The 16,236-nt window shown below is 30.9% G+C and carries 16 protein-coding genes; 11 read left to right on the top strand and 5 right to left on the bottom strand.

Annotation, left to right across the window (positions count from 1 at the left end):
- Window positions 1-2 precede the first annotated feature (2 nt).
- From mnhA2 to LFT63_RS10680, 8 genes are all read left to right on the top strand, one after another.
- Window positions 3-2,405: a Na+/H+ antiporter Mnh2 subunit A gene (gene mnhA2 / locus LFT63_RS10715; RefSeq protein ID WP_340769118.1), complete on the top strand. Its 2,403-nt coding sequence runs from the start codon at window positions 3-5 to the stop codon at window positions 2,403-2,405.
- Entirely contained in the window at window positions 2,392-2,817 is a 426-nt protein-coding gene (gene mnhB2, locus LFT63_RS10710; RefSeq protein ID WP_017637189.1) for a Na+/H+ antiporter Mnh2 subunit B, read from the top strand. The genes mnhA2 and mnhB2 overlap by 14 nt, the downstream gene beginning before the upstream one ends.
- Window positions 2,814-3,158 carry a Na+/H+ antiporter Mnh2 subunit C gene (mnhC2, locus tag LFT63_RS10705; RefSeq protein WP_017637190.1) on the top strand — a complete coding sequence of 115 codons (345 nt, stop codon included), beginning with the start codon at window positions 2,814-2,816 and terminating at the stop codon, window positions 3,156-3,158. Before mnhB2 ends, mnhC2 begins: the two co-directional genes overlap by 4 nt.
- Entirely contained in the window at window positions 3,148-4,647 is a 1,500-nt protein-coding gene (mnhD2, locus tag LFT63_RS10700; RefSeq protein ID WP_096807880.1) for a Na+/H+ antiporter Mnh2 subunit D, read from the top strand. The genes mnhC2 and mnhD2 overlap by 11 nt, the downstream gene beginning before the upstream one ends.
- Window positions 4,648-5,130: a Na+/H+ antiporter Mnh2 subunit E gene (gene mnhE2, locus LFT63_RS10695; protein WP_029056408.1), complete on the top strand. Its 483-nt coding sequence runs from the start codon at window positions 4,648-4,650 to the stop codon at window positions 5,128-5,130.
- Entirely contained in the window at window positions 5,127-5,429 is a 303-nt protein-coding gene (gene mnhF2 / locus LFT63_RS10690; RefSeq protein ID WP_017637193.1) for a Na+/H+ antiporter Mnh2 subunit F, read from the top strand. Before mnhE2 ends, mnhF2 begins: the two co-directional genes overlap by 4 nt.
- Window positions 5,404-5,859, top strand: a complete 456-nt coding sequence (gene mnhG2 / locus LFT63_RS10685) for a Na+/H+ antiporter Mnh2 subunit G (protein ID WP_017637194.1) — start codon at window positions 5,404-5,406, stop codon at window positions 5,857-5,859. Before mnhF2 ends, mnhG2 begins: the two co-directional genes overlap by 26 nt.
- 533 nt (window positions 5,860-6,392) lie before the next feature.
- A complete protein-coding gene (locus LFT63_RS10680) occupies window positions 6,393-8,435 on the top strand; it encodes a cation:proton antiporter (RefSeq protein ID WP_017637195.1) in 2,043 nt (680 codons plus the stop codon).
- A gap of 444 nt (window positions 8,436-8,879) precedes the next feature.
- On the opposite strand, the gene mntC is transcribed toward LFT63_RS10680, so the two are convergent.
- The 3 genes from mntC to LFT63_RS10665 are packed head-to-tail and all read right to left on the bottom strand — an operon-like array spanning window position 8,880 to window position 11,386.
- Window positions 8,880-9,809 carry a manganese ABC transporter substrate-binding lipoprotein MntC gene (gene mntC / locus LFT63_RS10675; RefSeq protein ID WP_340769116.1) on the bottom strand — a complete coding sequence of 310 codons (930 nt, stop codon included), beginning with the start codon at window positions 9,807-9,809 and terminating at the stop codon, window positions 8,880-8,882.
- A complete protein-coding gene (locus LFT63_RS10670) occupies window positions 9,810-10,643 on the bottom strand; it encodes a metal ABC transporter permease (protein WP_070452610.1) in 834 nt (277 codons plus the stop codon). It lies immediately after the preceding gene.
- Window positions 10,640-11,386, bottom strand: a complete 747-nt coding sequence (locus LFT63_RS10665; protein WP_017637198.1) for a metal ABC transporter ATP-binding protein — start codon at window positions 11,384-11,386, stop codon at window positions 10,640-10,642. The genes LFT63_RS10670 and LFT63_RS10665 overlap by 4 nt, the downstream gene beginning before the upstream one ends.
- A gap of 121 nt (window positions 11,387-11,507) precedes the next feature.
- Between LFT63_RS10665 and LFT63_RS10660 the strand changes: the two genes are divergently transcribed.
- Entirely contained in the window at window positions 11,508-12,152 is a 645-nt protein-coding gene (locus LFT63_RS10660) for a metal-dependent transcriptional regulator (protein WP_340769114.1), read from the top strand.
- Window positions 12,153-12,266: 114 nt separating this feature from the next.
- On the opposite strand, the gene LFT63_RS10655 is transcribed toward LFT63_RS10660, so the two are convergent.
- Entirely contained in the window at window positions 12,267-13,013 is a 747-nt protein-coding gene (locus tag LFT63_RS10655; protein ID WP_340769112.1) for a M50 family metallopeptidase, read from the bottom strand.
- A 278-nt stretch (window positions 13,014-13,291) separates the two neighbouring features.
- Here LFT63_RS10655 and tarA point away from each other — a divergent pair, with 278 nt between their 5' ends.
- Window positions 13,292-14,044: an N-acetylglucosaminyldiphosphoundecaprenol N-acetyl-beta-D-mannosaminyltransferase TarA gene (tarA, locus tag LFT63_RS10650; RefSeq protein WP_340769110.1), complete on the top strand. Its 753-nt coding sequence runs from the start codon at window positions 13,292-13,294 to the stop codon at window positions 14,042-14,044.
- A gap of 100 nt (window positions 14,045-14,144) precedes the next feature.
- On the opposite strand, the gene tagH is transcribed toward tarA, so the two are convergent.
- Window positions 14,145-14,939, bottom strand: coding sequence for a teichoic acids export ABC transporter ATP-binding subunit TagH (gene tagH, locus LFT63_RS10645; protein WP_017637202.1), 795 nt, complete (start codon window positions 14,937-14,939; stop codon window positions 14,145-14,147).
- A 482-nt stretch (window positions 14,940-15,421) separates the two neighbouring features.
- Between tagH and LFT63_RS10640 the strand changes: the two genes are divergently transcribed.
- Window positions 15,422-16,234, top strand: a complete 813-nt coding sequence (locus LFT63_RS10640) for an ABC transporter permease (RefSeq protein ID WP_029056417.1) — start codon at window positions 15,422-15,424, stop codon at window positions 16,232-16,234.
- The last annotated feature ends 2 nt before the right edge of the window (window positions 16,235-16,236 follow it).

Below are 16,236 nucleotides of genomic sequence, written 5' to 3'. Positions count from 1 at the left end.
TGATGGGCTTGTTAAACCTAATGGTGATATTAGTAGCCATTATGGGTCTAGTGCTATTGTCCATGTCACATCGTAAAATGAGTGCGTTGGCGGGTTATATAGCACTATGTGCCCCTATTATTTCATCAATCTATTTTATTGCGAAGATACCACAGATTGTTCAACAACATATGATTACGTTGCATATTCCATGGATGACTTCGCTAGATATTAACTTTGACTTGAGGCTAGATGGACTCAGTTTAATGTTTGCTTTAATTATTTCACTTATAGGTGTAGCGGTATTTTTCTATGCTACTCAATATTTATCGCCTCATACGGATAACCTACCTAGATTCTTCTTTTATTTATTATTATTTATGTTTAGTATGTTAGGAATTGTGCTTTCAAATAATACCATTTTGATGTATATCTTTTGGGAGTTAACAAGTGTTTCATCATTTTTACTTATATCCTATTGGTATGATAATGGTAATAGTCAGTTGGGAGCTATACAATCCTTCATGATAACTGTATTTGGCGGATTAGCATTATTGACAGGATTTATTATGTTGTATTTGATGACCGGAACAAATACGATTACAGAGATTATTGAACAACGTCATCATATTATTAATCATCCTTTATTTATGCCAATGATGTTAATGATATTATTAGGTGCCTTTACCAAATCTGCACAATTTCCATTTCATGTATGGCTACCTAAAGCAATGGCTGCACCAACCCCAGTTAGTGCCTATCTTCATTCAGCTACTATGGTAAAAGCGGGTATTTTCTTATTATTCCGTTTTACTCCGGTATTAGGATTAAGTGATGTCTATATTTATATTGTGACATTTGTAGGTTTAATAACTATGTTATTTGGTTCTATTACAGCTTTAAGACAATACGATTTAAAAGGGATTTTAGCGTATTCAACTATTAGTCAATTAGGCATGATGATGTCAATGGTAGGAATTGGCGGCGGTTATGCACAACATCCTTCAGATTCATTATCAGAGTATTATGTTTTAGTATTATTTGCCGGATTATTTCATTTAATGAATCACGCTATTTTTAAATGTGCGTTATTCATGGGTGTAGGCATAATCGATCATGAAGCTGGAACGAGAGACATACGTTATTTAAATGGAATGCGTAAACTGTTCCCTAAAATGCATATTACAATGTTGCTAGCAGCATTATCTATGGCAGGAGTGCCATTTTTAAACGGATTTTTAAGTAAAGAAATGTTTTTTGATTCATTAGTAAAGGCTATACATTTAGACCAATTTGATATTACATTAACGATCATTGTTGTTGCTATAGGTGTAATAGCTAGTATCTTTACCTTTACCTATGCACTTTACATGATTAAAGAAACATTTTGGGGCAAATTTAATAAAGATTATTTTACTAAGAAAAATATTCATGAGCCTGTAGCGTTTAGTTTGCCCGCATTAGTATTAATGATATTAATACCAATTATATTCGTTATTCCAAATCTTTTTGGTCAGCACATCATTTTACCAGCCTTAAGATCAGTTACAGCTAAAGGTACACAAGTGGATAACATCGCACCACATATTTCACAATGGCACGGCATTAATTTACCACTTATTTTAAGTATTATTGTCATCGTTGTAGGTATAGCTTTAGCTTTAATGGTAGATTGGAAATCTTTAACACATAAATTAATCAAACATGCTTCTATAACAGATACTTACATGGCTATTTATAGAAAGTTTGAAGCTTATTCTGGATATAGTATAAGAATGTTGATGAAAAACAAACTTAACCACTACATTATCATTACATTGCTTATCTTTGTTGCCATTATTATGTATGGCTATATTCGTGTAGGCTTTCCACATGTACATGAGTTGCATGTATCTACTTTTGGACCATTAGAAGTGATTTTATCAATTGTTACATTGATTATTGGAATTGTACTTATATTTATTAGACAACGTCTGACAATGGTTGTGTTGAATGGTGTTATAGGATTTGCTGTTACATTATTCTTCATTGCGATGAAAGCACCTGATTTAGCACTGACACAACTAGTAGTTGAAACAATAACGACTATACTATTTATCGTTAGTTTTTCTAGATTACCTAACGTTCCGAGAGCAAAAGCGAATATTAAAAAAGAAACAATCAAAATCATTGTGTCATTGATTACTGCGGTTACTGTTGTTTCACTCATATTCATTACTCAGCAAACTGACGGTATGCCAACAATATCTAAATTCTATGAAAATGCAGATAAATTAACTGGTGGTAAAAATATAGTTAACGCTATCCTAGGAGATTTCAGAGCACTAGATACTTTATTTGAAGGTCTAGTATTGATTATCGCAGGACTTGGGATTTATACATTATTAACTTATAAAGATCGGAGGGGACAAGATGAAAGAGAATGATGTAGTGCTACGAACGGTAACTAAGATTGTTGTGTTTATCTTATTAACATTTGGATTCTATGTGTTCTTTGCGGGACACAATAATCCAGGTGGTGGATTTATTGGTGGCTTGATTTTCAGTTCGGCATTTATTCTTATGTTCCTTGCGTTTGATGTTAAACAGGTACTGATTAGTTTGCCAATTGATTTTAAAAAGTTAATGATTATAGGTTCTTTAGTATCAGTAATGACTGCTATTGTACCAACATTTTTCGGGAAGCCATTTTTATACCAAACTGAAGCGGATATTGCTTTACCTCTAATAGGTCACGTTCATGCGACTACTGTGACTTTATTTGAACTAGGCATATTACTAACCGTTGTTGGTGTTATTGTAACGGTGATGCTATCAATAAGTGGGGGTAAATCATGAATCTCATTTTATTATTAGTAATAGGATTTTTAGTATTTATTGGTACGTATATGATTCTATCGGTTAATTTAATTAGAATTGTTATTGGTATTTCCATATATACGCATGCCGGTAATCTGATTATTATGAGTATGGGTCAATATGGTCCTGGAATGTCTGAAGCACTTATTAAGGGCGGTCATCAACATTTTGTGGATCCACTACTACAAGCAATTGTATTAACAGCGATTGTTATTGGATTTGGTATGACGGCATTTTTACTTGTATTAATTTATAGAACATATCGTGTAACAAAAGAAGATGAAATCAATGTATTAAGGGGTGAAGAAGATAATGAGTAATTTATTAATATTGCCAATGTTACTCCCATTTCTTTGCGCTTTAATACTAGTATTTATCAAAGATAAAAATAAAGTATCGAAATTTCTTTGTATCAATACAATGATAGTGAATACGATTATCTCATTATTATTACTAATTTATGTAATGAATCATCATCCCATCACATTAGACTTTGGGGGTTGGAAAGCGCCATTTGGAATACAGTTTTTAGGTGATTCATTAAGTTTATTAATGGTAACCATAACATCTTTTGTCGTTACTTTAATCATGGCATATGGATTTGGTCGTGGTGAACAACGTGTCAATCGATTTCATTTACCATCATTTATTCTGTTTTTAACTGTAGGTGTCATAGGTGCATTCTTAACTTCTGATTTATTTAATTTATATGTGATGTTTGAAATTATGTTACTTGCATCTTTTGTACTTGTTACGCTAGGTCAATCTGTAGAACAATTACGTGCTGCCATTATTTATGTCGTATTAAATATTATTGGATCATGGTTCTTACTTTTCGCAATTGGCTTATTATATAAGACAGTAGGGACACTTAATTTTTCACATGTTGCATTAAGATTGAGTCATATGCAAGATAATCAAACTGTGACAATGATTTCACTCATATTTCTTGTTGCATTCAGTTCTAAAGCAGCACTTGTCATATTCATGTGGTTACCTAAAGCATATGCAGTATTAAATACAGAACTAGCAGCACTATTTGCAGCATTAATGACTAAAGTAGGTGCCTATGCATTAATACGTTTCTTTACATTAATCTTCCATCATCATGAAAATGTGACGCATCCATTACTTATTTTTATGTCATGTTTAACGATGATTATAGGCGCTTTTGGTGTATTAGCTTATAAAGATATTAAGAAAATCGCTGCCTACCAAGTTATTTTATCAATTGGATTTGTCATTCTTGGTTTAGGTTCAAACACTTTTTCAGGTGTGAATGGCGCTATTTTCTATCTAGCAAATGATATTATCGTTAAAACGTTATTATTTTTCATTGTAGGTAGCCTAGTTTACATTTCAGGCTATCGTCAATATCACTACTTGAGTGGACTTGCCAAACGTGAGCCATTTTTTGGAATAGCATTTGTCGTTATGATTTTAGCTATTGGCGGTGTACCTCCATTTAGTGGATTCCCAGGGAAAGTACTTATTTTTAAAGGTGCAATTGAAAATGGTAACTACATTGGACTAGGTTTAATGATCGTGACAAGTTTAATCGCTATGTATAGCTTGTTTAGAATATTATTTGTGATGTATTTTGGCGATCAAGATGGTGAAGAAGTAGACTTCAAGAAGATACCTAAACATCGTACAGGTATTCTAGGTATACTCGTTGCAGTCGTTTTATTAATGGGTATTGCGGCACCGCTTGTATTACAAGTGACTGAAAATGCTACATCACTAAATATGGATGAACATAAATTCCATCAAAACGTTAATACACATTTGAAGGAGGGAAGTAACTAGATGAATCAAGTCGTACTAAATATTGTTATTGCATTTTTGTGGGTATTATTCCAAGACGAGGATGAATTCAAGTTTACAACCTTCTTCTCAGGCTATCTCATTGGTATTATCGTGATTTATATTTTACATCGTTTTTTCGGACAAGAATTTTATTTAAGAAAAATATGGGTTGCTTTTAAATTTTTAATGGTTTATTTATATCAATTGATTACAGCTAGTATTAGTACAATTAATTATATTTTATTTAAAACTAAAGATATGAACCCAGGTTTATTAACGTACGAAACGAATTTGAAAAACGACTGGGCAATTACATTTTTAACTATATTGATTATTATCACGCCAGGTTCGACAGTGATACGTATATCGAAAGGCACAAATAAGTTTTTAATTCATAGTATTGATGTGACAGATAAAGATAAGAAGAATTTATTACGTAATATTAAACAATATGAAGATTTAATCTTGGAGGTGACACGATGATACAGGCTTTGACTCAATTTTTTATTATTTCAGCTCTGGTTATATTTGGTATTGCATTATTAATATGTCTGCTTAGGTTAATTAAAGGACCAACCACTGCTGATAGAGTTGTTTCATTCGATGCGACAAGTGCAGTTGTGATGTCGATCGTTGGTGTCATGAGTGTCATTATGGATACTGTATCGTTTCTAGATTCAATTATGTTAATAGCGATTATTTCATTTGTTAGTTCAGTATCCATTTCTAGATTTATTGGAGGAGGTCGCGTTTTCAATGGAAACAATAAAAGAAATCGTTAGCCTCATCTCTGCTATTTTAATTTTTCTAGGTAGTATTATCGCATTGATTAGTGCGATAGGTATTGTGAAATTCCAAGATGTCTTCTTACGTAGTCATGCATCAACGAAAAGTTCTACTTTATCTGTATTATTGACTATCATTGGTGTATTAATCTACTTTACTATGAACGCTGGATTTTTCAGTGTTAGATTATTATTATCACTTGTTTTTATTAATTTAACATCTCCAGTTGGAATGCATTTGGTAGCGCGTGCTGCTTATCGAAATGGTGCCTATATGTATAGAAAAGATGATGTGCCAAGACAGTCTTCGATTTTACTCAGCCAAAATGAATTCAATTCGCCTGAAGAATTAAAAACACGAGCAAAATTGAGAGAAGAAAGAAGAGAAAAATTATATTATAAAGATAAGAAGAAGCTCTATAAATAATTTGTGGAAAAGAAATAAAGCAATTGGACACTTTAAAAAATAAGTGTTTAATTGCTTTTATATTTGTCAGAAAAATATGAGAAATAAAGGTGCGATTTATTTAAGTATTATGTAAAATAATGATAAAATATTGAACAAGGAAAATTGTGAATTAAAGTAGTTATTTATTGGAAAGTGATAAAAATGTTTTATGAGTTTGGAACTTTAAAGTGTGACGTTTGGGCTTTTGATATTGGACGTTATTGTTAACCAGTGCAGTACTTTAACATTCCAAAATCATAAAATTCGTTTAGACTCTATGTGTTTACTTTTCAATTAATATTTATATTATTGATGTATTGATAAAACCAATTTGTGATAACTTAATTGAATTCTTACTGCTTAATTATCAAATGGATTCAATTATGCCGTTATATACGTTTTGCTTTTTATTTAATAATCGCTTCTACTTTATTTAACCCCTGAAGTACATCAATTCCATTATTTTTTACTTAATTTTCATCCCAAAAATAATTTATTAAAGAGGTGAAAGTTTGGAAATATTTGAAACATTACTTATATTTGTCGGCGTTGTTATTATTAGTTCATTTGTTCATACGTTTATGCCGAAAGTACCATTAGCATTCATTCAAATTGCTTTAGGTATGCTATTATTTATCACTCCAATTCCTGTTGAGTTTAATTTTGATTCGGAATTATTTATGGTCGCACTTATCGCACCGCTACTATTTGTAGAAGGCGTTAATGTCTCAAGGGTCCATTTAAGAAAATATATAAAACCAGTTATGATGATGGCGTTAGGTCTTGTTATTACTACTGTAGTGGGCGTAGGATTTTTCATTCATTGGATATGGCCAGAATTACCAACGGGTGCAGCTTTTGCCATAGCAGCAATTTTATGTCCTACTGATGCAGTTGCCGTGCAAGCAATTACAAATGGGAAAGTGTTACCTAAAGGTGCAATGACGATATTAGAAGGTGAATCATTATTAAATGATGCTGCCGGTATCATTTCATTTAAAATTGCAGTTGGAGTACTTGTAACTGGAACGTTCTCAATAATGGAATCTATTGAGCAATTTCTAGTTGCTTCTATAGGCGGTGCAATTGTAGGATTGCTTATTGGAATGGCATTAGTTCGTTTTAGATTGACGTTAATGCGCCGTGGAATAGAAAACATTAATATGTTTACGTTTATTCAATTATTAACACCATTCGTTACATATTTAGTGGCAGAATTATTCCATGCTTCTGGTATTATCGCCGCAGTGTTAGCAGGCTTAGTTCACGGCTTTGAACGTGATAGAATTGCACAAACGCGTACAAGATTACAAATGAGTTATAACCATACATGGAATATTTTGGGATATGTCTTAAACGGTTTTGTATTTTCAATATTAGGATTTTTAGTTCCTGAAGTTGTGATTAATATTATTAAAACAGAACCACACAATTTGATCTTTTTAATTGTCATAACTGTTCTCGTAGCATTGGCTGTTTATCTGTTTAGATTTTTATGGGTTTATGTATTATATCCTTATTTTTATTTATCAGTCAGTCCATTCCAAAAAATGATTAGTCAAGACGATGATGGCAATAACACAACAGAAAAGCCACCTAAGCGAAGTTTATATGCTTTGATTATGACTTTATGTGGTGTTCACGGAACAATTTCACTGGCCATTGCGTTGACACTACCGTATTATTTAGCTAATCATCAAGATTTTTCTTATCGCAACGATTTGTTGTTTATTGCTTCAGGAATGGTTATTATAAGTTTAGTTGCTGCTCAACTATTATTACCATTTGTAACTGCTAATGCGCCTGAAGTAAAAGTAGGTAGTATGAATTTCAAAGAGGCAAGAATTTACATTTTAGAACACGTTATAGACTACCTAAATCAAAGATCAACTTTTGAAACAAGTTATCGATATGGTAACGTGATTAAGGAATATCATGATAAATTAACATTCTTAAAATCAGTAGAGAAAGATGATGAAAACTCTAAAGAACTTGAAAGGCTTCAAAAAATTGCATTTAATGTAGAAACGAAAACATTGGAACAATTAGTTGATGACGGAGATATCACTAATAGTATTTTGGAAAACTATATGCGTTATGCTGAACGTACACAAGTATATCGACAAGCTTCATTAATACGTCGACTCATTGTATTATTTAGAGGTATGCTTTTGAAACGTCGTGTGAAAACAACAATCAATTCAGCATCTTCATTAAGCGTTACAGATAACTTATTAGAACTTGTTAAAATTAACAAGATGGTTCACTATAATGTGGTTAAACGATTAGGACAAGAAGCTACTAATGATAACAAATTAGAAGTAGGTATGATTTGTGATGGTTATTTAATGCGTATAGATAACTTAACACCAAACAATTTCTTTAATTCTGCAAGCGAAAATACGTTAACACGTATAAAACTCAATGCATTGCGTGAACAAAGACGTATACTTAGAGAATTAATAGAAGACGAAGAAGTTACTGAAGGCACTGCATTAAAACTTAGAGAATCTATTAATTACGATGAAATGGTTATCGTTGATAGTATGTCATAGAATCATTATAAAAATAGGGAAGCTCGTGAGGATGATCCTCACGAGCTTTTTTCCTATGTGTACTAGGGATGACTTTATAACATTGACAGTCAGTATACTAGGATTGAAAATTTTCGAGAAAAAAACGAACCTATTTTACATAAACTGTCTTATTAAAACTACTGGTAAAGGGGGATGAAATATTACCTTTACCGCATGGGAGATTAAATAATGTATAAGCCCACTACATAAATGAGATGAGATAGACTAACACCACCATATCGTGCGTGAGAGAACTATTTTATATTTTAGGAGGATAATATAAAATTCACGCACGATATGAGACTATTAGTTATCAAGATATGACTTAATAGGGTGGCTGGGTATTTAAATCACATAGTCATTCTATCCCAGCCATCTACTATATTAAGTCGTTGTATATATTGAACAAGTGAATTTAAAATATTATTTCATACTACCATGAATCGTATCTATATTTGATTTCATCATTTTGTAATATGAATCACCTTTTGAACCTTTTTTACCGATAGAATCAGTAAATACGTCGCCATAAATATCTTTATGTGTTTCTTCAGACAAGCTTTGCATTGCTTTTTTATCTACACTAGTTTCTATTAAAAGGTGTTTAATATGGTTATCTTTAACAAATTGAATAGCTTGTTTCATTTGTGATGGTGTACCTTGTTTTTCAGTATTAATTTCCCAAATATATCCTGGTTTAATATCATATTGTTTTGCGAAATATTTGAAAGCACCTTCACTAGTAATCATGGCACGTCGCTCTTTAGGGATGTCATTAAACTTATCTTTACTGTCTTTGTTTAATTTTTCTAGTTTAGAAAGATATTGATGACCTTGATCTTTGTAATATTGTTGATTAGTGTTATCATGCTTGATTAAACTATTTTGAATTGTTTTAACATATTTAATACCATTTTCAATACTTAACCAAGCGTGTGGATCTAATTTATCTTTATTGCCTTCTTCACCGTTGAGGTAAATCGGTTTAACATCTTTAGATACAGCAATGACTTTTTTGTCGTCGATAGATTTTCCAGCTTGATTTAATGCTTTTTTAAACCAACCATTTCCAGATTCTAAATTTAATCCATTATAAAATATAACGTCTGCATCGGTTAGCTTTTTAATATCTTTAGGTTTGACTTCATATTCATGAGGATCTTGTCCTACAGGTACGATACTATGGACGTCAACATGTTTTCCGCCAACATTTTTAACCATGTCATATAAAATTGAATTTGTTGTAACTACTTTTAATTTATGATTATCGCCATCCTGTTTGTCATCTTGCGACTGGCCACATCCAGCTAAGATAATAAAGAATGCTAGTAATAAAGGTATTAATTTTTTCATTTAAACAACGCCTCTTTTCTGTTTATTTTTAAGTGTTGTAATACCTAAGGTGATGACATAAATAGCAAAAGTACAAAGAACGATAGCGGCACCACTAGGTACGTTGTATATGTAACTGAAATAAAGTCCAATAATTGAACTAATAACACCTATAAAACTTGCTACTGCCATCATGCTATATAAATGTTTACATATTAAGAATGCAGTAGAAGCGGGTGTTACTAATAACGCAACTACTAAAATAATGCCTACTGTTTGTATACTCGCAACAGTTACTAGAGCAAGTAACAACATGACAAAATAATGTATAGCTGTCGTATTTAAGCCATTCATTCTACTAAAGGTATTATCGAAAGTAGAAATCATTAAAGGTCGATAAAATATTACAATAAGACATAAAACAAATAGACCAATGATAATCGTTGTCCAGAATGTTGTATGTGTTATTGCTAGTAAATTACCAAATAAAATATGATACAAATCTGTTGTACTGTTAATTAAACTAATTAATATAACACCTAATGCGAGAAATGCGGTGAAACTTATACCAATTGCTGCATCAGGTTTGGTCTTACTTTTAGAAGTAATAAAACCAATTAAAATACTGGCAACCATTCCTGTCACTAATGCGCCAATAAACATAGGTATTCCAAAAAGGAAAGATAATGCCACCCCAGGTAATACTGCATGGCTCATTGCATCACCCATTAATGACAAACCTCTTAAAACAATAAGGCTCCCGACAGTGCCACATACTACGCCAACAATCATCGATGTAATTAAAGCCCTATTTAAAAATTGATAATTTAATATATGAGCTAAAAAGTCATTCACGACTGGGTCACTTCCTTTCGTTCTAAACTTTGACGAGGTGATTGTGACAAAAATGTATCATTTAAAAGGGTGTCATTATTGAGTGCATCCTCAGTACTACCAAAGTATTTTAATGTTTGGTTAAGTAACATGATTCGATCAAAATAATGTGATGCTTTAGATAAATCATGGTGTACGATAAGAATTAATTTACCTTGAGCTTTAAGTTGTCTAATTTTATTTATAATTAAACGTTCACTTTTAAAATCTATTCCAATAAAAGGCTCATCGAATAAATAAAGCATACTTTTAGACATAAGTGCTCTTGCGACTATTACTCGCTGAAGTTGTCCACCACTTAATGCTGAAATTTGTTTATGTCTTAATGACGTTAAATCTAAATCCTCTAATAAATGTTTGAGTTGAACTTTAGTATCATGTCTCGGTCGATTAAACCAACCTATCTCTCCATAGCATCCGGATAAGATAACTTTTTCAACATTAATGGGGAAATCTAAGTCGATATTTGATTTTTGAGGTATGTAAGTCATACGTTTCAATTGGTTATGTATTGGACGTTCATATAATAACTGAGTACCAGATGCATGAAAATCTCCTGTTAATGATTTGAGCATAGAAGATTTACCTGCGCCATTAGGTCCCATAATTCCTATAATTTCTCCGATGATAGGAATTTTAAAATTGATGTCTTTTAAAACATGTTTATTACCTAGAAATAGATTTAAATTCTTAACTTCTAGCAAATATTAACACCTCCTAATTAAAAGTTTAGGTTAACCTAATTTATTTTATAATAAACTGAGAAGTTTTAACATGTCAAGTAGATTCGTGATACAATAAAGTGAATATATGTGAGGTGAAATGATGTTAACTGAAGAAAAAGAGGATTATCTCAAATCTATATTGACGAATGACGGCGATGTATCTTTCGTATCAAATAAAAAATTATCTCAATTTTTAAATATAAAGCCACCTTCAGTAAGTGAAATGGTAAGTAGACTAGAAAAATCTGGTTATGTAGAAACGAAACCATATAAGGGTGTTAAATTAACAGAAGAAGGGTTAAATCTCACTTTAGATATTATTAAAAGACATCGATTACTCGAGTTATTTTTGATAGAGATTTTAAAATACAATTGGGAAGAAGTGCATCAAGAAGCAGAAATTCTTGAACATAGAATCTCAGATTTATTCGTAGAACGTTTAGACAAAATTTTAGACTACCCTGAGACTTGCCCGCATGGTGGTGTTATACCTAGAGATCACCATTATAAAGAGAAATACACGAAGACAATACTCGAATTTCAGCCAGGTGATATGTTAACTATTAAGCGTGTCAGAGATAAAACTGAATTGTTGGTATACCTTTCAAGTAAAGATATTTCTATTGGAAATGAAGTTGAAGTCGTTTCGAAAGATGATACGAATAAAGTGATTATTATTAAACGAAATGAAGTTATAACTATTTTAAGTTACGAAAATGCAATGAATATTTTTGCTGAAAAATAATATAAAAAACTTGAGTCTAGTACATTATTTTGGTGTTATACACTGAAAATTAGATGTAAAAGTAAGACTCAAGTTTTTTTATATAGTGATGTTGCTAATATTTGTATTTTATTTTTAGAAAAATGATAATTTGATTAATAAATAAACGGCATATAAATTAATAAAAATCCAAACTAGACTATAAAATACTGTTGGGATTTTACTGATTTGTGTTAGTGTACTGCCATCCCAACTAGGTTTAGGTTTTTGGAATGTTAATTTAAAAATAGTCCACGATGATTGTAGTACTTCACCTAACAGTACTCCTAAAATAAAGTGATAACTATAAACCACTATTTGGTGAGTAATCATTAAATCATCGTATTGGAAAAGTATATATAATAATAGTGACATGACTATAATAATAAGAATAGGTGACAGCTTACGAGAAGTTAGAATTAGGAAATAAATAAATATAGCTAAATAAAACATAATAAAAAAGCTAGGATGATTATAATATGCAGTTAAAACACCTAACCATAACATTAACGGGGGCATAATATAACCGCCTAAAGTGGTAATCCATTGTCCTAAATAACCTTTCGATTGCGTAATAGCGTATCCTTGTTGTAATGTCGTTTCTCTTTCAGAAGGAAGCGTAACGATAACTAAATCTTTAGCACGACCACCAGAGAGTTTATTGAAGAGTACATGACCAAATTCGTGTGTGAGTACAGGAACATAATTAAGTACAATAGCGAAATAACGATAGTAGTGTTTGTAACGATTTTGGTGGACGACGATATAGATAATACTAATAAAAAAAATGATAAATATATTTAATTGAATGTGTGTAGTTAAAAATGATTCGATTTTTGACATATTAACGCTCCATTTATAGATAATAACTTGTTTGAGTAAATCTATAAGTATTTGATACTTTAATATTCATTATAATCTATTGTTTAGAAATTGGCTTTTAGACTTAAGACTTAAATTAGAAGAATATATAGGTGTTTAAATAAAATTTTCTAGAATGTTGAGTGATGTGTTAAAATAATCGTACATTTTAGTTAGAATTAAAACAATTTTGATATATAGGATAATACTTGGCAACATTATATAGAGTTATTGACCAAGTAGGATAGGAGATTTCTTTTATGACATTTAAGGGTCAGCAGAATAGTAAAAAGGTTAATATCTTAGGTGTATATTTTGACCATGTAACAATGTCAGAAATGGTTGAAAATATTAAAACATTTTTCACAACACCAACATCTCATAATTTGTTTATAGTTACTGCAAATCCTGAAATTGTAGACTATGCATCAGAACACCAAGATTATCAACAGCTTATTAATAGTTCGGACTATGTTATAGCTGATGGTACAGGTATAGTAAAAGCATCTCATCGATTAAAGCAACCATTACCGCACAGAATTCCAGGAATAGAGTTATTAGAAGAATGTTTAAAAATAGCCAATGCAAATCAACAAAAAGTATTTATCTTAGGTTCGAAAAATGAAATTATTGAAAAAGCAGAACAACAATTAAAGGCTAAATATCCAAGAGTAACTTTTGCGCATCATCATGGTTATATTAATTTAAAAGATGAAACAGTTATTAAAAGGATAGATACTTTTGATCCTGATTATATTTTTGTGGGTATGGGGTATCCAAAACAAGAAAAATGGATTGCCCGACATAGCAAACAATTCCAACACACTGTTATGATGGGAGTAGGCGGTTCTTTTGAAGTATTTAGTGGAGCTAAAAAGCGTGCGCCTAAATTCTTTAGAAAATTCAATATTGAATGGATATATCGTTTATTAATTGATTGGAAACGTCTTGGCAGATTAAAAAGTATTCCCAAATTCATGATAAAAATTGCTAAACAAAAGAGAAAACATTAAAAATTACTTGATATATGAAATACAATAAAGGCAACCAATGTGTTAGTTCGAACACTCATTGGTTGCCTTTAAAAATAGCGATATAAATCTAATGGGTAAATTATTTTACGACAAATCGAGAAGCGTCTAAGTCTCTTCTAAATGCTTTTTGATCATCTTTTGATTTTTTCTTGAATTCTTTTAGGAATTTTTCATATTGTGGTAAAACATCATCTAATTCACCAAATTCTTTAAGTTTGCCGCCTTCAATCCACGCGATTTTTGTACAAAATTCTTTAACTTGGCGTATGTTGTGACTAACAAAGAATATAGTTTTATTAGCTTCTTTAAATTCATAAATTTTATCTAAACATTTCTGTGTGAAAGTCTGATCACCTACAGATAATGCTTCGTCGATTACTAAAATATCAGGATTTACAGTGATGTTGATTGAAAACCCGAGTTTAGCGCGCATACCACTAGAATATTTTTTAACAGGTTGATAAATAAACTCACCTAATTCACTAAAATCAATAACTTGTGGCATTAATTCTTTAATTTCTTTACGTCTGAACCCCATACATAACATTTTGAATTCAATATTTTCTACACCAGTTAATTGACCATTTAAACCAGCGTTGATAGCTATAACGCTAACATCACCTTTACGATCAATATTACCAGAAGTAGGAGATAACGAACCACCAATCATGTTACTTAATGTGGATTTTCCTGAACCATTTATACCAACAAGACCAATGACATCACCTTCATGTGCTTGAAGAGAAACATCATCTAGTGCGAAAAATGTTTTGTTTTTATTTTTCGGTATTAGTGAATCTTTAATACGGTCTTTATTATTTCTATATATACGATATTCTTTAGTTACATGTTCTATATTTACCGATACGCTCATAATTAGTCCTTCCTTAATTGCATTTATATAGATTATAATATACAACACATCAGTTGTTAAATTTATTAACCTAGTGTAAAGTGAACAGAAGATTTTGTTTAATATTTTGTAAATGTCTATAGGAGTTATGTCTTATAATAAAATGACTTAATATACATCAAACAATAATCTTGTAAAATGCTTAATTGTGTTTTATAACTTAAATGATTGTATAATAAGATGAAGATATAATAAACTAATTTCTTACACTGAAATAAATTTGTTTATAATGCTTCATTCGAATAAAACAAAATTCCATATTAAAAACAATGAGTTTGAGATATAACATCATTAATTCTTAAGCGCGTACTTTACATATTTTATGTTAATTAGTATAAGCATTCTTTTAATTTGAGATTACTTTAAGAATTGTCTGATTCATTTTATCTCATTTATCAATTGTATATAAATATATTAAATGTTTGAAAGTGTGGTTTAATTCAATGTCAGCAGTTGTAACTGTATTTAAAGAACACATCAAAAACTTTTATTTAATCCAAAGACTTGCTCAATTCCAAATTAAAATATCTAACCATAGTAACTATTTAGGGATTGCTTGGGAACTTTTAAACCCAGCCTTACAAATAATGGTGTATTGGTTAGTTTTCGGATTGGGAATTAGAAGTAATTCACCTGTACATGGTATACCATTTGTATTTTGGTTACTTGTAGGTATTAGTATGTGGTTCTTTATTAACCAAGGTGTACTCGAGGGTACCAAATCTATATCACAAAAATTTAATCAAGTCGCTAAGATGAATTTTCCTATGTCTATCATTCCTACTTATATAGTAACGAGTAGATTCTATGGACATATTGGCTTGCTTTTAATCATTATTATAGCGTGTATGTTTAGAGGTATTTACCCATCTATTCATATTATTCAGTTATTCCTTTATGTACCATTTGCGTTTTTATTAACTGCTTCTGTTGCATTATTTACATCAACGTTAGGTATTTTAGTTAGAGATACTCAAATGGCTATGCAAGCATTAATGAGAATACTATTTTATATGTCTCCAATTTTATGGATACCTAAAGATCACGGTGTGAGTGGTATTGTTCATAAAATTATGATGTTCAATCCAGTGTATTTTATCGCTGAATCATATCGTGCAGCTATTTTATTCCACCAATGGTACTTCATTGATCATTGGAAAATGGCACTATATAACGTCGTGGTTATTTTGGTATTCTTTGTTTTAGGTTCTATCCTTCATAAGAAATATAGAGATCATTTTGCAGATTTCTTATAAGG

Source organism: Staphylococcus sp. FSL H8-0121, assembly GCF_038008425.1.
Lineage (GTDB): Bacteria > Bacillota > Bacilli > Staphylococcales > Staphylococcaceae > Staphylococcus > Staphylococcus pasteuri.
Note: the sequence above shows the minus strand (reverse complement) of the source record. Positions and strands in the feature narration are given on the sequence as shown.